Origin of the sequence: Pedobacter sp. JY14-1 (assembly GCF_029269825.1) — a bacterium.
GTDB lineage: Bacteria > Bacteroidota > Bacteroidia > Sphingobacteriales > Sphingobacteriaceae > Pedobacter.
The window spans coordinates 347149-367482 of sequence record NZ_JARJHU010000003.1; the positions used below are offsets into that span (position 1 = coordinate 347149).

Consider the following 20334-nt stretch of genomic DNA (forward strand, 5'->3'; position numbering starts at 1 on the left):
AAGCAATTGAAAAAAAAGTAATTAAAGGAAAAACAAATAAAACAAAAAAGGCCGGAGAACCCGGCCTTTTATATTATCTACTCAGTTCGCTTTTCGTGGGAGCGGACGGTTCGCTGATATACCCGTTAAAGGTAATGGGCTGCCTGTTGTTGCTGGTAACGCTCAGAGAGGCATAACCGTTCTGGCTGATATTCAGTGTCATCGTTTGTACGTCACGGTCGTTCTTAGGCTTAATGGTAATGACGTAGTTTCCTTTCTTTTTCTTTTCGCTGATATAGCTGAAATTTTCCGACTTCAGTTTAATGCCCGAATCGTTGATGTCACGCTGCGGAGAGAAAGCCCTGCCATAATAAGGCAGATAAGCTTCTACCTGTTCTTTGCCGATCTTCAGCTGGTAGTCGGAGCCATTCAACTGGATGGCATTGCCGGACTGCCCGCCTGGCATTTTACTTAAGACAGCGTTAATGTCTGCACCGGACAATGGGTAAGCAGTTGTAGCGTTAAACACCAGGTTCTTGCTTTCTACCAGCCTCGCGGTGGTTTCCTTATCGGTCTGTGCCGATACCTGCACTGTTGCCAAAACTGCAGCAGCGACTAAAAAGCTTTTTAAATTCTTCATAACCAATGGATTTATAACTCAATATACAAAAAAGCCTGGTAAATGTTTAGTTCACCGGGCTAAATTACTTTTTTCTGAGAATCTTACCTCCAGGCCTTATACTGGTTGATGAGCCCGTTGGTGGAACCGTCATGTGAAGATACCGGGGCATCGCCTTTCAGTTCAGGCAAAATGCTCTTTGCGAGTTGTTTGCCCAGTTCTACACCCCACTGGTCAAAACTGAAGATATTCCAGATGATGCCCTGCACAAATATCTTATGTTCGTAGAAGGCGATCAGGCTGCCCAGACTGAATGGTGTTACCTTCTTCAGCAGGATGGAATTGGTCGGCCTGTTGCCTTCAAAGACTTTAAAAGGCGCCAGTTTTTCAATTTCTCCGGCAGACTTGCCTTCCTTTTTCAATTCTTCTTCCACCTGTTCATAGGTCTTGCCGTTCATCAGGGCTTCGGTCTGCGCAAAAAAGTTGGACAATAAGATCGGATGGTGTTCCCCGATCGGGTTCAGGCTTTGTGCAGGTGCAATAAAGTCACATGGGATCAGCCTGGTGCCCTGGTGGATCAGCTGGTAAAAAGCATGCTGGCCGTTGGTGCCCGGTTCGCCCCAGATGACCGGCCCGGTTTCGTACGTCACGTCATTGCCGTTACGGTCTACATGCTTGCCGTTACTTTCCATGTCACCCTGCTGGAAATACGCGGCAAAACGGTGCATATACTGGTCATAAGGCAATATCGCCTGGGTTTCGGCCCCAAAGAAATTGATGTACCAGACCCCGATCATGCCCAGGATCACCGGTATGTTGATCTCGAATTCTGCCGTCTCAAAATGTTCGTCTGCGGCATGCGCGCCTGCCAATAGTTGTTTGAAGTGATCAAAGCCAATGCTTAACGCAATCGGAAGGCCTATCGCACTCCACAGGGAATAGCGCCCGCCTACCCAGTCCCAGAACTCAAACATGTTTTCGGTATCGATACCAAAGGCCGAAACGTCCTTTGCGTTGGTGGACAGTGCGGCGAAGTGCTTCGCGATGTCTTCCTGACTGCCCCCTTTTCCCAGGAACCAGTCACGCGCCGTATGTGCATTGGTCATCGTTTCCTGTGTGGTAAAGGTCTTGGACGCCACCAGGAACAAAGTCGTTTCCGGATCCAGGCCCTTCAGGGTCTCGGCAATGTGCGTACCGTCGATATTGGATACGAAGTGCATGTTCAGGTGATTCTTATAGGCCTTCAGCGCTTCGGTCACCATGACCGGGCCCAGGTCGGAGCCGCCGATGCCGATGTTCACCACATCGGTAATGGCCTTCCCGGTATAACCTTTCCATTCACCCGATATGACAGCCTCACTGAACTTTTCCATTTTGGCCAGCACCCGGTGCACATCTTCTACTACATTCTTCCCCTCAGCAATGATTTCTGCGTTTTCCGGGGCCCTAAGCGCGATATGCAATACCTGCCTGCCTTCTGTCTGGTTGATCTTCTCCCCACTGAACATGGCCTTGATCGCCTCGTCCAGTTTGCACTCACGGGCCAGCTGGATCAGCAGGGCAAGCGTCGTGTCATCGATCCGGTTTTTAGAGTAGTCTACCAGGATATCCCCGAAGATCAGGGAGAATTTCTCGAAGCGGCCTTCGTCTTCTGCAAACAGTTGTTTCAGGTTCTTTTCATTGATACTGATGAAGTGATCAGCAAGATATTTATAAGCAGCGGTTTCTGTAAAATTGATTGTAGGGAACATAATAAAATTTGTGTTTGTGTAAATGTAATGCATTTCTTTTAGTCTTTTAGCTATGTTTGCATTTATGACAAAAGAACAGATTCAGGATTTAAGGGACAGAGTAGCGTCCCTGAGGAGGCATCTTTGACGTCGAAACACGACTTGAAGAAATACATGTAGAACAACAGCGCACGCTCGACCCCAACTTCTGGGACGACCCCAAAAGAGCCGAGCAGATCCTTGCGGAGATCAATTCCAAGAAGAAATGGACCGATGCCTGGCAACAGGCCAACGGGGCGCTGGAAGACACCGAAGTACTTTTTGAATTCCTTCAGGCCGGTGATGCCAGCCCTGAGGAAATGCAGGAGCAATATGACAAAGCCCTCGGTATTATCGAGGAGCTGGAACTGAAGAACATGCTCAGCAGCAAGGAGGACCAGTTGCAGGCCGTGATGCAGATCACTGCCGGTGCAGGAGGTACCGAGAGTTGCGACTGGGCCAGTATGCTCATGCGCATGTATATTATGTGGGGCGAAAAGAATGGCTATAAGGTGACCGAGCAGGATTACCAGGAAGGCGATGTGGCCGGTGTAAAGTCGGTAACGCTCCAGTTTAACGGGGACTTCTCTTACGGCTACCTCAAGGGGGAAAATGGCGTACACCGCCTGGTGCGCATCTCACCCTTCGATTCCAATGCCCGCAGACATACTTCATTTGCTTCTGTCTATGTCTATCCCCTGGTAGACGATACGATCGACATTGAAATTAAGGATGCCGATATCGAATTTGAGACTTTTCGTTCAGGTGGTGCCGGCGGTCAGAACGTAAACAAAGTAGAGACTGCGGTGCGGCTTTATCACAAGCCCTCAGGCATCATTATCAAGAACCAGGAGTCGCGCTCGCAGCTGCAAAATAAGGAGAATGCCATCCGCCTGCTTAAGTCTCAGCTTTACGAGCTGGAAATGCGTAAACGTATGGAGGCCGTGGCGGCCATTGAGGGCAGTAAGAAGAAGATCGAGTGGGGTTCCCAGATCAGGAGTTATGTGCTCGATGACAGAAGGGTCAAAGACCATCGCACCAACTTCCAGACCTCAAATCCGCAGGCAGTACTGGACGGCGACATCAATGGCTTTCTTAAGGCTTATCTCATGGAATTTTAAACTGATAGCATTTCGGATATGAAATACGCAATTATCCTGCTTATGGCCCTGGTCTCTATACAACTCTCTGCACAGCAAGTCATTCCGCTTTATAGTGGTAAGATACCCGGGGCAAAGCCTGCACCTGCAGATTACCGGGAAGAAGCGCCATTGGGCCAGGACAAGATCACCCGTGTGGCAAAGGTTTCCGCGCCCACTTTGACCGTTTACCTGCCTGCAAAGGAGAAAGCGAGGGGAGCTGCGGTCATTATATGTCCTGGCGGAGGTTATGGTATACTGGCGATAGACCACGAGGGCTATCATGTAGCCAAAAGATTTGTTGAACTCGGCGTTGCGGCATTCGTGCTCAAATACCGCCTGCCCAGCGATGCCATCATGGAAGATAAATCCATCGGCCCGCTCATGGATGCCCAGCAGGCCATATACCAGGTGCGCAGGCAGGCAAAACAATGGAATATAGATCCGGGAAAAATAGGGATCATGGGTTTTTCGGCAGGAGGACATCTGGCTTCTGCGCTGACCGTGCATTACGATGACCCGAAAATACCCAATAAGGAAAATATCAGCCTGAGACCCGATTTTTCTATCCTCATCTATCCCGTTATTTCCTTCAGGAACTATACCCATCAGGGTTCAGCCATTAACCTGATCGGTAAGGAAGGAACAGAAGCCCAGCGGGACTACTTTTCCAGCGAACTGCACGTTACGCCCGGTACGCCGCCGACTTTCCTGGTACATGCCAATGACGATGGTGGCGTGCCCGTACAGAACAGCATCCTGTTCAACGAGGCACTGGTCCGGAATAAGGTAAAAGCAGAAATGCACCTCTATCAGGGTGGCGGGCACGGCTTCGGGCTCAACAACAAGACCACTAAAGATGACTGGTTCGAACGCCTGAAGAACTGGATGGCGGCCAATAGCTGGCTATAGGTCAGCCTTGTCTTCCCCCGCAGCTCCTTCTTCCGTCAGAATGTCCTGCAGCTGTTTCAGTTCCAGTACCTTATCTTCAGAGCCCAGGTTTTCATAGGCAGAGACCAGGTTCCTGATCACGCGACGAATAATCTCTACGTTGCTGCAGGGCGTATAGAAGCCAGGCATCGGATCGAGGTTCAGCTGACGCAGGAACTGGTCTACGTCGTGTTTGCCAAAGATAGCCCCTTTGTTAAAGGCATTGATATAGAAGAGTACGCCGGTATCGGCCTCCTCACGCCTGGATTCATCGATATATCCTAAGATAAAATGTTGCGGCAGGTTCACGCCATACACCGGGATGTCCAGCTTTTGCGCCAGGGTTGAATAGATAATGGCCAGCGAGATCTGGTTGCCCTTACGGCTTTCGATGACCTGGCTGATATAAGAATTTTGCGGGTCATGGTGGTTCTTGGTATTCCCACTGAAGCCGTAGGTATTATAGAAGACGTGATTGATCAGTTTGATCTTTTCGATCGAACTCATCTCATATTGCAGCCCCAGCCATATTTCCCGCTTCATTTCTTCGATCTGAAGCCTGACCTTATCTTCATCCAGGTCGGGATACTGATAGCGGTTGATGATGAGCGCGCCCTGGAGCAGGTCAAAAGCCCCGCTCTGGTACCATAAGTTCAGATCTTCCCTGACTCCTGTAAACTGTATCTTGTGTACTATATTTTCGATGCGCTGCTGAAGCAGCGCGTCCAGCGAATGCTCCCATGCGCTTTCCAGCTGCCCCACCACTTCCGGTCCGTATTCCAGCAAACGCCGCTCCACCTGCAGATAGACTTCCTGGTCAGGATCATCCAGCAAACTTACCAGTGCCGCTAATTCCCTGTTTTTTTCCTCCGCCATATACTCCTGTTTTCTCTTTACTATTAACGATCCGAATGCCTATTTTTGGGCCATGGCTTTTGCATTTCTCCTGGACTACCTCAGACACCGTCTGACGGCAAATACACGTCACGGTACTCATTCTCCCTTTATTTATAAGCTAGCGGACGAAGTAATTTACGACTTTAAGCCGAAAACCGAATATACAGAGATCGAGCAACAAAGAAAAAAACTTTTTAATGACGCTTCTGAAGTCACGGTGACTGATCTGGGTGCCGGATCGCATCTGAATACAAACCGTACCAAAACGGTTAGCCAGATTGCAAAGAACGCGCTGAAGAAGCCATCGCTTGCCCAGCTCATCTTTAGGCTGGCGCGGTACCATCAGCCTCACCATATCATTGAACTGGGGACTTGTCTGGGTATTACTACCGCTTATCTTTCCAGGGCCTGTCCGCAAGCCAATGTACTTACCATTGAGGGCTGTCCCCAGACAGCTGCGGTAGCCGGGCGCAATTTCGGCGAGCTGGGATTGCAGAATATTGCCCTGAAGGTCGGCAATTTCGATCAGGTGTTTCCCGAAGTACTGGGCTCGCTTTCAGGCAAGCTGGACTTCGTTTACATTGATGGCAATCACCGTAAGGAAGCAACGCTCAATTATTTTCAATGGTGCCTGCCAAAGGCTCATGAAGAGACTTTACTTATTTTTGATGACATCTATTGGAGCCAGGGTATGAAGGAAGCCTGGGAGGAGATCAAGGCACACCCCGAAGTGACGGTTACCGTAGACCTTTTCTGGATCGGACTGGTCTATTTCAGAAAGGGTCAGGCAAAAGAGCATTTTAAGCTGAAGTTTTAAAACGCCTCAGCCAGACTAATATAAAAGCCAGTCTGGCGTTTTTCGTCGGGGCGTTTTTCACCAACGCCATAATCGACACGTACGCTGAGCCCCTTTTCCGGATCAAAGAAATAACGGCCGCCGCCGCCGTAAGAAGGTTTAAAAGCTTTCATGGCAAAATCGCTGTAGCCGAATACCTGTCCTGTGCCACCGAAGATCACCAGCCCGAAGCGGCTGTTGTACCGGTAACGCAGCTCTGCCTGTGCAGCCAGCAGGTTACGGTCGCGGTAACGTCCGGTATAATAACCCCGCATCATTTCATCATTACCCATTTGCGGAAGCATATAGAAAGGGGTTCTTTTGCCCTGTACGGTATGGTAGAGGCCATTTATACCCAATACGAATTTTTTGGACAGGGGCCAGAAGTTCCGCACATTCACGCGGATCAGGCTGCCCGTAAAGTTCTCGCCGCCAAAGAAATCCGGAGCATATTGATAAGTTACCCGGCCCATGAAGCCCTTAGTCGTATAGTTGTTCGAGTTGCGGGTATCGTAACTCTCGGAAAGTCCGAAATAGACTACTGACCCTCCTATTTTGTGCACCAGGGCATCATTGGCGGGAAAGGTGCCCCCGGGTTCCAGGTCTTCAAAGTGATAGGTTTCAAAACCAGCGGAGACACCCGTATAGAGCTTGGGTGCAAGTCGTTTTTCTGCTTCGAAGATCATCTTTACAGAACCTTGTTCCAGGCGGTCTTTATCGGCTTCCAGCGTTTCGTTGCCAATACCGAAGAAATCAAACGGCATTTTGCGGAAACGGATCTCGCTGATGTAGTGATGTGTATTTTTCTCAGTCCAGATATCGCCTTTGAGGGAAATGTTGTACTGTCCCTTTGTCGATGCTGAAAGTACTGTAGAGAAATTTGAACTCCGGTTTTCCGGATCCTTGCGGTCGAGATAGGTCGAATAAATGGCACCCAGGCCGAATTCGGCGCCGATCTCCTGGCTGTACCGGAATACGGGCACAGGCATAAAACTGGCCTTTCTTGAGGAGTCCGTTTTGCTGGACAGGTAGCGTTCGATCAGTTTCTTTTGTGCGGATACGTTTGCAGCGATAACAACCAGTGCTGTGCAAAGCGAGACTCTCTTCATCTGACTAAAATAGTATAAAGTTTTGGTTTTAAAAGGCCACCGGCAATTTTGGGGCCAGGCCGGATGCCCGGCTTTGCGGCTGGAACCAAAGAAGGCACGGGCATTGGCCGGTTTCAACCCAGGGTCTGCAAATGCGCTATCTATGGTGAACCCACCTTTTTCTTAGCAAAAACGTGGGTTCACTGTGGGTTGACTGTGGGTGGGAGGTGGGTTGAGTGCGCGCTTTGGTAGGGCCTTGATAAGGCGGAGGCCCGGATGCCGAAGTTTTAATGGCGCGGGTTAGGAATTAATGACTATTTTTGCGGAAAAAAGCAATAACTGTTAATCGAATATAGCAAGATGAGTACTACGAGAGGACCTATATCTCAGTTTATGGAGCGTAATTACCTCCATTTTAACGCTGCGGCCATGATGGATGCGGCCAAAGGCTATGAGGCCCACCTGGACGAAGGGGGTAAAATGATGATCACCCTGGCAGGTGCCATGAGTACCGCCGAACTGGGTATATCCCTTGCAGAGATGATCCGTCAGGATAAGGTTTCCATTATTTCCTGCACCGGCGCCAACCTGGAGGAAGACATTATGAACCTTGTCGCACATTCTCACTATAAGCGGGTGCCCAATTACCGCGACCTGAGCCCTCAGGACGAGTGGGACCTGCTGGAAAGCCATTATAACCGGGTAACGGATACCTGTATCCCTGAGGAAGAGGCTTTCAGAAGATTACAAAAGCATATTTACAAGGTCTGGAAGGATGCCGAGGACGCCGGCGAGCGTTATTTTCCTCATGAATACATGTACAGGATGCTGCTGAGCGGTGATCTGGAACAGTATTATGAGATCGATCCGAAGAATTCCTGGATGCTGGCGGCAGCGGAAAAGAACCTCCCGATCGTAGTGCCGGGCTGGGAGGATTCCACCATGGGCAATATCTTTGCCTCGTACGTGATCAAGGGACAACTGAAGGCTGCTACGATGAAGAGTGGTATCGAATACATGGCCTGGCTTGCGGATTGGTATGTGGCCAACAGTGAAGGCAAGGGCATTGGTTTCTTTCAGATCGGCGGAGGTATCGCAGGCGACTTCCCGATTTGTGTGGTACCGATGTTGTATCAGGATATGGAAATGGAGAATATCCCTTTCTGGAGCTACTTCTGCCAGATATCTGATTCGACTACTTCCTACGGTTCTTACTCCGGCGCCGTGCCAAATGAGAAGATTACCTGGGGCAAGCTGGACATCCATACGCCTAAGTTCATCGTGGAATCCGATGCAACAATCGTGGCTCCGCTTATGTTTGCCTGGATACTAAAAATGTAATTCATATTCACAAATCCTGTCTGTGCAAAGGATGGGAAAAGAGAATCAGCAATCTTTTAAAAATTGCTGATTTTCTTCGTTTAAAGGGGGATTAAGGAGGTTGTTTAGACTGATTATAAATTGTATTTACTGTCATTTCTTTGTCATTGGTAAGTTTATAAATTTTACTTTTGTGGACGTTTTGATGGAGGACCTGAGTTTAAACATCAACATCGTATATTAAGTTATTTAAAAAATAGTATAAAACACTCATTATGAGGGATATCTCATTGATCGTTAGAAGAGTTTGGAAGTCGGCGCTACTATTTACGGCTCTATCTGTTTTAATCGTTTCTGCAACACGGGCGCAAGATCCGGTAGAGGGCCGCAAGCTGTTCAAGGAAAATTGTGCTTCCTGTCACCAGCTGGACCGCAACAGTACCGGCCCTGCGCTGACCCCTAAGCTGAAAGAACTTGACGAGGCCTTTGCAATCAAGTGGATCAGGAATTCTCCTGCACTGATCGCCTCCGGCGATCCTCAGGCAGTGGAGGCTTCCAAATTCTCTCCTGCAGAGATGACTGCCTTTCCGCGTCTGACTGACGAGCAGATCAAAAACATCATTGCCTATGCGCAGGCAGGCGAGCCTAAGAAGGATGGTGCTGCGGAAGGCGGTGCGCAGGGCGGAGGCGAAGCTGCCGCTGAAGGCGTGTCCAACTTCTCTATTGCAGGCGTTGCGGCGATCATCATCATTTCGATCATTGTCCTGGTGGTACTGGGCCGCGCGATCAAGCTGCTGGAGCGTCTTATCCTGAAGAAACGTGGCGTTGAAGTGGTGGAAGAAGAGGAAGTGTCCTTTGCGGAAGGAACAAAAAGATTGTTCAGGAACAAGAAATTTGTGTTCTTCTTCATTTTGATGCTGGTAATTACCCTGGGTACCTACGGGTGGATGGGTATGTGGGATACGGGTGTGCATACGGGTTATCAGCCGGTGCAGCCGATTAAATTCTCCCACGAACTGCACGCTGGCGTAAACCAGATCGACTGTCAGTACTGTCACGTGGGTGCGTTCAAATCGAAGCATTCGACCATACCCTCGGCCAATATCTGTATGAACTGCCACAAGGCTGTTCAGGCTACCGATAAATACGATGGTCAGATCTCGCCAGAGATTCAGAAGATCTACACTGCGGTGGGTTACGATCCGGAGACCATGACTTATGATAAATCCAAGGAAAAGCCTATCGAGTGGGTACGTGTACACAACCTGCCTGACTTTGCTTACTTCAACCACTCACAACACGTAGTAGTTGCCGAGGAAGCTATCAGAAAGGCAAAAGGCCTGCAGCCGAACGAGCCGGTGTGCTTTGCGTGCCACGGTCCGGTAAATACCATGGAAGAGATCTACCAGTATTCTCCGCTGACCATGAAGTGGTGTATCAATTGTCACAGGGAAACGCAACTGGAAGTAAAAGGCAACGCATTCTATGACAAGATCATCGAGGCACACGAGAAGATCAAAAAAGGTGAAAAACTTACGCCTGCTGCATTGGGCGGACTGGAGTGCGGTAAGTGTCACTATTAATAGAGTTAAGTAAAAGAAGAACGTTCGATAAACAGTAATATAGCTTAAATGGAAAGCAATAAAAAATACTGGAAGGGTTTAGAAGAGTTAAACAGGACTCCGGATTTTGTTGAGAAAAACAAGAACGAATTTGCTGAACCGCTTCCGATTGAAGATGTTTTAAGTGAAGCAGGGCTGAGCACGGTGACCCCTCGCCGTGATTTCCTGAAGGCTTTGGGCTTTGGCCTGGGCGCGGTATCACTGGCAGCTTGTCAGACTGCCCCGGTGCACAAGTCTATTCCTTACCTGATCAAGCCTGAAGAGGTTGTTCCGGGTATTCCGAACTATTATGTGTCGAGCTTTAACGGTCAGCCCGTACTGGTAAAAACCAGGGAAGGAAGGCCGATCAAGATTGAGCCGAACCCAAATGCGGGTGGCTTTTTCAGGGGAACTGACGCGCAGGCGCAGGCTTCTGTACTCGACCTTTACGACGTATCGAAACTGAAAAACCCGGTATTGAAAAACGCGGAAAGCAATTGGGCAGAGATCGATAAGTTTGTTACCTCTGAGTTGAACAAGGTGAAGGCTTCCGGCAAAAAGATCCGTATTGTTTCCGCTTCGGTGAACAGTCCTTCTGCCAGAAACGTGATTGCCGATTTCACTGGTGCTTATCCGAATACAAAGCACGTCCAGTACGATGCAGTTTCCTATACCGGTATCATCAAGGCCAATGAGAACAGCTTCGGCAAGGCGGTTGTGCCTAAATATAACTTTGACAAAGCCGACCTGATCGTCAGCTTTGCCGCCGACTTCCTGGGTACCTGGATCAGCGGCGAGGAATTCACTGCGCAGTATGTTTCCAACCGGGACATGAAGTCACTGAAGAATGGTAAGATGTCGCGCCACTTCCAGTTTGAGGCGGCCATGAGCCTGACAGGTACCAACGCGGATACGCGCGTGCCGATCAAACTTTCTGAGGAAGGTCCTGCATTGATCGCATTATATAATGCACTGACAGGGGCAGGTCTTTCAGGCGGTACCCTGGGCAACAATACGGTGGCCGACAAGGCCATCAAACTGGTTGCTAAAGAACTGCTGCAGAACAAGGGCAGGGCGCTGGTGGTCTGCGGATCAAACGACGTCTCTACCCAGATCCTGGTGAATGCGATTAACTCTGCGATCGGAAGTTACGGAACGACGATCGACCTGGATAATCCATGTAAGCGTTTTGCGGGCAACGATGCGGAGTTCGCGGAATTTATCAATGAAATGAACAGAGGTGAGGTCGGCGCGGTATTCGTGCTCGACAGCAACCCTGCTTATGATACGGCAAATGCCAAAGGCTTTGCAGATGGACTGGCTAAAGTTGGTCTGAAAGTGTCCTTCGCTGACCGTGCGGATGAAACAGCCTCACTTTGCGATGTCGTTGCAATCAGCAACAACTATCTGGAGTCATGGGGTGATGCCAACAGCTACGAAGGTTTTTATTCCATCGTTCAGCCAACGATCAACCCGGTATTCAACTCGAGACAGGCTGAGGAAAGCTTGCTGGCCTGGTCTGACGCTCCGGTTAAGGAGTACTATCAGTATGTGCGCAACTACTGGGAGGCAAATATCCTGCCTGCAGCCGGTAAGACTTGGGCAGACCTGCTGCAAAGCGGTGTGATCAATACGCCTGCCAAACCTGCGGGCAGCTATACCTTCTCGCTTTCGTTGTCTGCAGTTGTGCCTGCCGTTCTGAGCAACAGCAAGTCACTGGCCAAGGATATTGAGCTGATCGTTTACGAGAGTGCGCCGATCCGTAATGGTAAATATGCCAATAACGCATTCCTGCAGGAATTGCCTGATCCTGTATCTAAGGTGACCTGGGATAACTACATCGCACTTTCACCTAAGTTTGCGGAAGAGCTTGGCTTCAAGGAATTCGATGTGGTGAACATTAAGGATGATAAAGGTTATTCTATAGATCTTCCGGTGATGATCCAGCCTGGCCAGGCTAAGGGAACCGCTGCCGTTGCGCTGGGTTACGGTCGTACGAAGTCAGGTAAATGCGGCGACGGAGTAGGTAAGAATGCTTATCCTTTTACCAGCTTCACCAATGGTACGACAAAATATACCACGACAGTTAAACTGAGTGGTACCGGAAGCCGCGAAGAGCTTGCGCAGACACAGACCCACCACTCATTTGAGGGAAGGAACGTGATCCGTGAAGCTACGTTCGAAGCTTATAAAAAGAATCCTGCAGCAGGATCGGGCAACGATCATGCAAAGCATAAGACCTACGACCTTTGGGACAAATACGAAAAACCGGGTAACAACTGGGTAATGGCAATCGATCTGAATGCCTGTACAGGTTGCGGTTCCTGTATTGTAGCCTGTAACGTAGAGAACAATATCCCGGTTGTGGGTAAGGACGAGGTACGCCGCCGCAGGGAGATGCACTGGATCCGCATTGACCGTTATTATAGCTATAACGTAGAAAGCGGACATGATGAGGAAGGTGCGGCTGGAAGCGGAGGTAAGCATAGCGAACATTCTGCGGGCATCAGTTCGGTGACAAAGGAGAAAGAGATCAGCCACCTGGAGGAGAAGGACATGAACGACGTGTCTGTAGTGCACCAGCCGATGCTGTGCCAGCACTGCGACCATGCGCCTTGTGAGACGGTTTGTCCGGTACTGGCTACGGTACACTCTTCGGACGGCCTGAACCATATGGCTTACAACCGTTGCGTAGGTACCCGTTACTGTGCGAACAACTGTCCGTACAAAGTGCGCCGCTTCAACTGGTTCAACTACTGGAACGATTCACGTTTCGATAATTACCTGAACAATGAGTTCACCCAGTTACTGCTGAACCCGGATGTGACCGCACGTTCAAGGGGTGTTATGGAGAAGTGCTCGATGTGTATCCAGCGTATCCAGGCCGGAAAACTGCAGGCCAAGATCGAGAAGCGTCCGTTGAAAGATGGCGATATCCAGATGGCATGCCAGCAGGCCTGCTCTGCGAATGCGATCATTTTCGGTGACGGCAATGATCCGGATTCTGAGGTTTCGAAAGCATTGCGCAGCGAACGTGTTTACTATGTGCTGGAAGAGATCAACGTTCAGCCAGGCATTGGTTACATGACAAAAATTAGAAATACAGGTACAACAGTTCACGCATAAGCAGATACTGATATTAAATAGAATATAGATTATGTCAGGACATAAGGAATCAATATTAAGAGAACCACTAATTACCGGCCGCGACATCACGTATGCAAAGATTACGGATGATATCCTGATGCCGGTAGAGAACAAGCCGAACAGAGCCTGGTGGATTGGATTTATCATGGCGCTCTGCGGTGCTACACTTTGGGTGGTTGCCGTGAGCTATACATTCTGGTTCGGTATCGGTGCATGGGGATTGAACAAAACTGTAGGCTGGGCCTGGGACATTACCGGTTTCGTGTGGTGGGTAGGTATCGGTCACGCGGGTACGCTGATCTCTGCGGTACTGTTGCTGTTCCGCCAGAACTGGAGGAACTCGATCAACCGTTCTGCTGAGGCGATGACGATCTTTGCAGTAATCTGTGCCGCTACTTATGTGGTCTCGCACATGGGTCGCCCATGGCTGGCTTACTGGGTACTTCCATTGCCAAACCAGTTCGGTTCGCTTTGGGTCAACTTTAACTCGCCACTGGTTTGGGACATGTTTGCGATCTCTACTTATTTCTCGGTATCGCTGTTGTTCTGGTATACCGGTCTTTTGCCGGATATTGCAACCATCCGTGACCGTGCAACTGGTGTCAGACGCAGGATCTATTCGATCTTCTCACTGGGCTGGAGCGGTAGCGTAAAGACCTGGCAGCGCTTTGAAGCGGTTTCGCTGATTCTTGCCGGTATCTCTACCCCTCTTGTACTTTCGGTACACACGATCGTATCTATGGACTTTGCGACCTCGGTCATCCCTGGATGGCATACGACGATCTTCCCGCCTTACTTCGTGGCCGGTGCGATCTTCTCGGGTTTCGCTATGGTACTTACGCTGCTCCTGGTTGCCCGTAAGGTACTTGGACTGGAGAACTATATTACCATGTTCCACATCGAGTCCATGAACAAGATTGTGATGCTGACCGGTTCTATCGTGGGTGTGGCTTATCTTACAGAATTTTTCATTGCCTGGTATTCAGGTTCTGAATATGAGCAGTATGCGTTCATCAACCGTTCTACCGGTCCTTACTGGTGGGCTTACTGGATGATGATGACCTGTAACGTGATCTCTCCGCAGCTGCTGTGGTTCAAAAAGATCCGTACCAATATCCCGGCTACCTGGATCCTTTCGATCGTGGTGAACATCGGTATGTGGTTCGAGCGTTTCGTGATCATCGTGACCTCGCTGCACAGGGACTACATTCCGTCCAGCTGGGCGATGTTCTATCCGACATGGGTGGATGTGAGTGTATTCGTCGGTTCCATCGGTGTGTTCTTTACCTTATTCCTGCTGTTCCTGAGGGCGCTGCCTTCTATCGCGATCGCCGAAGTGAAGCTCCTGCTGAAGTCTGCAAGCGAGCAGAGCAAAATGGAGGAGATCAGGGAAGGCCATCTGAACAAGGAGTATGTTGCCGAGTACATCGACTCGCTGAACAAGTTTGATAGTGTTAAACAAGAGGAATACGCAAAGCTATAACAATGAGTAATATCAAATATATTTTAGGCAGTTTTGGTGATCCTGACGAAATGATGCACGGCATCGAGAAGCTGCAGGAGAACAACATTAAAATCTACGATGTATATACACCAATGCCCATCCACGGTATCGAAGCAAAGCTGGGTGTGAAGCGGTCCAGACTGGATGTGCTGGCTTTTTTCTGCGGTCTTACCGGTACGGCTTCAGCTTTTGCGCTGATCTACCTGACCTCTGTGGTGGACTGGAGACACAATATTGGCGGTAAGCCTGCACTGGCTCTTCCGGATTTCATTCCGATCATGTTCGAACTTACCGTATTGTTTTGTGCGTTCAGCCTTGTGGGCGCTTATTATGCATCGACACACCTGTTCCCGGGAAGGGCACCCAGGGTTATGGACCTTAGGGCTACTGACGACAGGTTCATCATTGCGATAGATGCGAAGCAGAACATCGAACACAGTAAAATTGATGGTTTATTAAAAGATGCCGGTGCTTTGGAAGTAAAGTACAATGAAAGGAAGTATGTTAGCTATGAATAAGAACAGAGTAGTTTTAGCCTCGTTTTGTATCCTGGCCAGTGCGGTAGTATTTTCTGCCTGCCGGGACAAGCAGAGCACAGGACTGGAATATGCAAGGAACATGTATGATCCGCTGGCGTATAATTATGACCAGCCGAACAGGAACTTTGCGAACGGACAGACTGCGCAGGTTCCACCGGCACACACTGCTCCTGTAGGATTTATTGAAGAGGATACTTACCCGAACAACAAAGAGGGCTATGAGGCCGCAGGTGCCAGTCTGGTGAATAAGCTCCAGGCCACAGAGGAAAACCTTAAACAGGGCCAGCATCTTTATATGGTCATGTGCGGACCCTGCCATGGCGAAAAGGGCGACGGACAGGGACACTTGGTGAAGATCGAAAAGTTCAGCGGAGTACCTTCTTTCCACGATCCTGAGAAAGCCTCTTCAAGGGGTGGCCTGATGAAGGACCTGACTGCCGGTAAGATCTATCATACCATTAAATACGGTCTGAACATGATGGGTTCTTACGCATCGCAGCTGACACCTGATGAGAGATGGAAAGTTGTACTTTATGTACAGGAATTACAAAAAGCTAAATAGTAAAGAAGAAATAAATGGGAACTCATAATTATAATTTATCCGAGCAGTTTGAGTTTACAGGTAAAGCCAAAACGCTGAGCATTCTCGGTATCGCTATCGGTGCCGCAGCGATCATCTATGGCTTATTTGTGAAGGAGCTCCATGAGCGTACTTTTGCTAACCTGCTGCTGATGGCCTATTATTTTGCCTGCGTATGTATGTCCGGAGCTTTTTTCCTTGCTGTACAGTTTGTTGCACAGGCCGGCTGGTCTGCTTCTATACTACGTGTACCTCAGGCTATGGCAAAGACGCTGCCGATAGCGGTAGTGATCCTGATCGCTGTAATTGGCGCAGGCTTATATACACATAACCTTTACCACCACTGGCACGCTGACGGCCTTACAGACCCGAACAGCCCTAATTATGACAAGCTGATCGACGGAAAGTCTTCTTTCCTGAACGTGCCTTTCTTTATGGGGCGGCAGGTAATTTTCCTGGGTTTGTACAGCATATTTGCGGTGTTGCTTTCTAAACTTTCGGCCAACGAGGATGTTGAAGGCGGCTTGAATTCTTACAGGAAGAGCTTTAAGTATTCCTGCATATTCCTGGTCATCTATGGCTTCACTACGCCTGTATTTGCTTTTGATACCGTGATGTCACTGGAAGCACACTGGTTCTCCACGATGTTCGGCTGGTACAACTTCGCTGCAATGTGGGTGAGCAGCCTGGCTACCATAGCAGTGATCATCATCCTGCTGAGAAAGGCCGGTTATATGAGCTGGGTCAACAACAGCCACCTGCACAATCTCGGACAATTTATCTTCGGTTTCTCTATTTTCTGGACCTATACCTGGTTTGCACAGTTTATGCTGATCTATTATGCAAACATTCCGGAAGAGACCGTGTACTTCTACAAACGTTTTGAACATTATGAGTTCTGGTTCTACCTGAACCTGATTATGAACTTCCTTTCACCAGTATTGCTGCTGATGGACAGAGACAACAAGCGTCATGAAAATGTGCTGCTTTCGGTATCAATCGTCGTGCTTTGCGGACACTGGGTAGATTACTATCAGATGATTATGCCGGGTACTGTTGAGGAACACCATGGTTTCGGTGCACTGGAAATCGGAATTGCATTAGGTTTTGTAGGTTTGTTTACCTTTACAGTACTGAACGCATTGAGCAAGAAACCTTTGATCGCCAGGAACCACCCGTTCCTGCAGGAGAGCCTGAACCATCATTTGTAGGACTGGTGTCTGTTGGATATAAATAATTACTTTTAAGGAAATGAGTCTAAGAAAATCAATTAGTAATAAATCAATAGCGGCGCTGGCAGTAATCGTGGCTGCGTTCGGAAATACCAGTGTATTTGCGCAGGCTGCTGAAGCTGCTGCCAAGCCTGTCGATATGGGACCTGTCTACAAATCAGCTGTCTTTTATGTACTGGCTTTCCTGGTACTTTGCCTCTTTGTCGCCATTGTCGGAAAGGCGCTGCGGGTATATGAACTGACCAGAGAGGTACAGGACAAGCCGAAGGGAATCAACTGGAATGCCGTAAACGGTACGCTGTTCGCCATTTTTCTGATCGTCGGACTTTATGGTGCATACTGGGAATATACCGTACACGGAAGCATGATCCTTCCTGAAGCTGCTTCGGAACACGGAAAGAAGATTGACAAAATGTTCAACCTTACGCTGATCATTACGACGATCGTATTTGTACTGACACATATATTTTTATTTGCTTTTGCTTATATCTACAAGTACAGCGGTAAGCGCAGGGCTTATTTTTACCCGCACAACAATACGCTGGAACGTTTGTGGACCATTATTCCTGCACTGGTGCTTACTGTTCTGGTATTAATGGGCTTCCTGACCTGGAGATCTATATTCTACAAGGTTGAAGACCCTAATAACAAGCCGATCAATATCGAGGTTACTTCATCGCAGTTTGCCTGGGCTATCCGTTATCCGGGAGCTGATGGCGTGGTCGGTGTGAAGAACTACAAACTGATCAGCGCAGCCAACGCACTTGGTATCGACTTTAATGATAAGAAGTCGCTGGATGACCAGGTTGCCGATCTGATGGTAATCCCCGTAAACAAACCGGTTCGTCTGATCCTGAACAGTAAAGACGTGATCCACAGTTTTTATATGCCGCATTTCCGCGTACAGCTGAACACTGTTCCGGGCATGACTTCTTATTTCGAGTTCACTCCGACAATTACCACGGAGGAAATGAAGAAAAAGACAAATGATCCGGCATTCAAATATCTGTTCCTTTGCTCAAAAATCTGCGGCCAGGGTCACTATAACATGCAAAGAGAGGTGAAAGTAGTTTCACAAGAGGAGTATGACAGCTGGATTGCTGAGCAAGGCACTTATTTAACTGATGATTTGAGGAAGCAGTTCCACCTGCCGGTAACATCGGCACCGGAAGCAGTTCCTGCCACCGCTGACACTGCAGCAACTGCTGCCAATCAAATAGCTTTAAAAAAATAATAATACCGGAATAGCGCATTATGTCAACTATATCATTACACGATACCCACAACCACGATGGCCATGATGATCATGGACATCACAAAGAGACGTTTTTTACAAAATACGTCTTTAGCCAGGATCATAAAATGATCGCGAAGCAGTTCCTGATAACTGGTATTATCATGGCTGTAATCGCAATGGGCTTGTCTATATTGTTCCGTATCCAGCTGGCCTGGCCGGACAAGAACTTCCCTTTGCTGGAGACTTTCCTCGGGAAATGGGCTGAGGGCGGCAGGATTAAGCCGGACTTCTTCCTGGCCCTGGTAACCATCCACGGTACGATTATGGTATTCTTCGTACTGACTGCGGGCCTGAGCGGTACCTTCAGTAACCTGCTCATCCCATTGCAGCTGGGTGTAAGGGATATGGCTTCGCCTTTCCTGAACATGCTGTCTTACTGGTTCTTCTTCCTGGCCTGTGTGATCATGATGAGTTCGTTCTTTATCCAGACAGGTCCTGCGAGTGCGGGCTGGACGGTTTATCCGCCGTTATCCGCATTGCCTACTGCGATCAGTGGCTCCGGTCTGGGTATGACACTTTGGCTGATCAGTATGGTGCTTTTTGTCGCCTCTTCACTGATGGGTGGTATTAACTATGTAAGTACTGTGCTGAACATGCGTACAAAAGGTATGGACCTTTGGAAAATGCCTCTGACCATCTGGGCTTTCCTGCTGACTGCTATTCTCGGTATCCTTTCGTTCCCTGTACTGGTAGCGGGCGTGGTGTTGCTTGTATTTGACCGTAGCTTTGGCACCAGCTTTTATCTTTCTGATATCGTAATGGGTACTCAGGTGCTTCCGAATGAAGGCGGTTCACCGATCCTTTGGCAACACTTGTTCTGGTTCCTGGGACACCCGGAAGTATATATTGTAATTATGCCTGCAATGGGTCTGTCTTCAGAGATTATGTCTGTAAACTCAAGGAAGCCCATATTTGGTTATCATGCGATGGTGTATTCGCTGATCGGCATAACGATACTTTCGTTCATCGTTTGGGGACACCACATGTTTGTAACAGGTATGAACCCGTTGCTGGGTGGCGTGTTCATGATCACAACGCTGATCATCGCTGTTCCTTCAGCCGTAAAGACATTTAACTGGCTTGCTACCCTGTGGCGCGGTAATATCAGGTTTACACCGGGTATGCTGTTTGCAATTGGTATGGTTTCCTTCTTTATTTCAGGTGGTTTGACCGGTATATTCCTGGGTAACGCATCTTTGGACATCAATCTTCACGATACTTATTTTGTGGTTGCCCACTTCCACCTGGTAATGGGTTCGGCTGCAATATTTGGTATGCTTGCAGGTGTTTACCACTGGTTTCCGAAGATGTTCGGCCGGATGATGAACCCCAAACTGGGTTACTTGCATTTCTGGCTGACCTTTATCGCTGCTTACCTGGTGTTCTTCCCGCTGCACTTCCTCGGACTGGATGGTGTACCGCGCCGTTATTATGCGTTCACTGAATTTGAGTTTATGCACAAATGGCTGACGGTTAACGTATTTGTTACCTGGTCTGCAATTCTGGGCGCGTTGGCACAGGTAGCGTTTCTATGGAACTTCTTCTCTTCGATCTTTGTCGGAAAGCGTGCGCCGCAAAACCCATGGGAGGCAAATACGCTGGAGTGGACAACACCGGTGGAGCGCCTGCACGGCAACTGGCCCGGAGAAATTCCTACAGTTTACCGTTGGCCGTATGATTACAGCAAGCCAGGTGCTGAAGAGGACTTTATTCCTCAGACTGTTCCTTTCTCTCAGACCATGAGTTCAAACATGCCGCATGATTTTGAAGGAAATGCGGATGCAGAACGTATTCAGCGGGAATGGGAGGAGCACGAAGCTGCTGCAGCTAAATCAAGATTAGACTAAACTTATTAGTT

The 20334-nt window shown here is 48.8% G+C and carries 16 protein-coding genes; 12 read left to right on the plus strand and 4 right to left on the minus strand.

Annotated features, from left to right (window positions below; genetic code table 11):
• Window positions 1–73 precede the first annotated feature (73 nt).
• Both P2W84_RS07565 and pgi read right to left on the minus strand, forming a co-directional pair.
• Window positions 74–619 (minus strand): DUF4251 domain-containing protein, encoded by a 546-nt coding sequence (locus tag P2W84_RS07565; RefSeq protein ID WP_276089516.1) that lies wholly within the window; start codon window positions 617–619, stop codon window positions 74–76.
• An 83-nt stretch (window positions 620–702) separates the two neighbouring features.
• Complete coding sequence (pgi, locus tag P2W84_RS07570) at window positions 703–2349, minus strand: glucose-6-phosphate isomerase (RefSeq protein WP_276089517.1); 1647 nt, start codon at window positions 2347–2349, stop codon at window positions 703–705.
• A gap of 64 nt (window positions 2350–2413) precedes the next feature.
• Between pgi and prfB the strand changes: the two genes are divergently transcribed.
• Both prfB and P2W84_RS07580 read left to right on the plus strand, forming a co-directional pair.
• Window positions 2414–3488, plus strand: a protein-coding gene (gene prfB, locus P2W84_RS07575; RefSeq protein WP_276089518.1) for a peptide chain release factor 2 whose coding sequence is annotated in 2 segments (ribosomal slippage) — window positions 2414–2473 and window positions 2475–3488 — 1074 coding nt in all. Because the reading frame shifts where the segments join, the coding sequence is not laid out codon by codon here.
• 18 nt (window positions 3489–3506) lie between these two features.
• Window positions 3507–4418, plus strand: coding sequence for an alpha/beta hydrolase (locus P2W84_RS07580; protein WP_276089519.1), 912 nt, complete (start codon window positions 3507–3509; stop codon window positions 4416–4418).
• On the opposite strand, the gene P2W84_RS07585 is transcribed toward P2W84_RS07580, so the two are convergent.
• On the minus strand, window positions 4413–5312 hold the full coding sequence (locus P2W84_RS07585) for a transglutaminase-like domain-containing protein (RefSeq protein WP_276089520.1): 900 nt from the start codon (window positions 5310–5312) through the stop codon (window positions 4413–4415). The two genes, P2W84_RS07580 and P2W84_RS07585, sit on opposite strands and share 6 nt — an antisense overlap.
• 52 nt (window positions 5313–5364) lie before the next feature.
• On the opposite strand from P2W84_RS07585, the gene P2W84_RS07590 reads away from it, so the two are divergent.
• Entirely contained in the window at window positions 5365–6150 is a 786-nt protein-coding gene (locus tag P2W84_RS07590; RefSeq protein WP_276089521.1) for a class I SAM-dependent methyltransferase, read from the plus strand.
• Here the strand turns inward: P2W84_RS07590 and P2W84_RS07595 are convergent.
• Complete coding sequence (locus tag P2W84_RS07595; RefSeq protein ID WP_276089522.1) at window positions 6147–7277, minus strand: BamA/TamA family outer membrane protein; 1131 nt, start codon at window positions 7275–7277, stop codon at window positions 6147–6149. The two genes, P2W84_RS07590 and P2W84_RS07595, sit on opposite strands and share 4 nt — an antisense overlap.
• 339 nt (window positions 7278–7616) lie before the next feature.
• On the opposite strand from P2W84_RS07595, the gene P2W84_RS07600 reads away from it, so the two are divergent.
• The 9 genes from P2W84_RS07600 to P2W84_RS07640 all read left to right on the plus strand — a co-directional run bounded on the left by P2W84_RS07600 (window position 7617) and on the right by P2W84_RS07640 (window position 20323).
• On the plus strand, window positions 7617–8597 hold the full coding sequence (locus tag P2W84_RS07600; RefSeq protein WP_276089523.1) for a deoxyhypusine synthase family protein: 981 nt from the start codon (window positions 7617–7619) through the stop codon (window positions 8595–8597).
• Window positions 8598–8851: 254 nt separating this feature from the next.
• Window positions 8852–10159 carry a c-type cytochrome gene (locus P2W84_RS07605; protein WP_276089524.1) on the plus strand — a complete coding sequence of 436 codons (1308 nt, stop codon included), beginning with the start codon at window positions 8852–8854 and terminating at the stop codon, window positions 10157–10159.
• Between the two features lie 48 nt (window positions 10160–10207).
• Entirely contained in the window at window positions 10208–13303 is a 3096-nt protein-coding gene (locus tag P2W84_RS07610) for a TAT-variant-translocated molybdopterin oxidoreductase (RefSeq protein WP_276089525.1), read from the plus strand.
• A 31-nt stretch (window positions 13304–13334) separates the two neighbouring features.
• Entirely contained in the window at window positions 13335–14807 is a 1473-nt protein-coding gene (gene nrfD / locus P2W84_RS07615) for an NrfD/PsrC family molybdoenzyme membrane anchor subunit (RefSeq protein ID WP_276089526.1), read from the plus strand.
• A 2-nt stretch (window positions 14808–14809) separates the two neighbouring features.
• Window positions 14810–15346: a DUF3341 domain-containing protein gene (locus P2W84_RS07620; protein WP_276089527.1), complete on the plus strand. Its 537-nt coding sequence runs from the start codon at window positions 14810–14812 to the stop codon at window positions 15344–15346.
• A complete protein-coding gene (locus tag P2W84_RS07625; protein WP_346348955.1) occupies window positions 15339–15929 on the plus strand; it encodes a cytochrome c in 591 nt (196 codons plus the stop codon). The genes P2W84_RS07620 and P2W84_RS07625 overlap by 8 nt, the downstream gene beginning before the upstream one ends.
• Before the next feature lie 14 nt (window positions 15930–15943).
• Window positions 15944–17158, plus strand: a complete 1215-nt coding sequence (locus P2W84_RS07630; protein ID WP_276089529.1) for a quinol:cytochrome C oxidoreductase — start codon at window positions 15944–15946, stop codon at window positions 17156–17158.
• A gap of 40 nt (window positions 17159–17198) precedes the next feature.
• Window positions 17199–18413, plus strand: coding sequence for a cytochrome c oxidase subunit II (locus P2W84_RS07635; protein WP_276089530.1), 1215 nt, complete (start codon window positions 17199–17201; stop codon window positions 18411–18413).
• Between the two features lie 20 nt (window positions 18414–18433).
• Window positions 18434–20323 (plus strand): cbb3-type cytochrome c oxidase subunit I, encoded by a 1890-nt coding sequence (locus P2W84_RS07640; RefSeq protein WP_276089531.1) that lies wholly within the window; start codon window positions 18434–18436, stop codon window positions 20321–20323.
• Window positions 20324–20334: the final 11 nt, after the last annotated feature.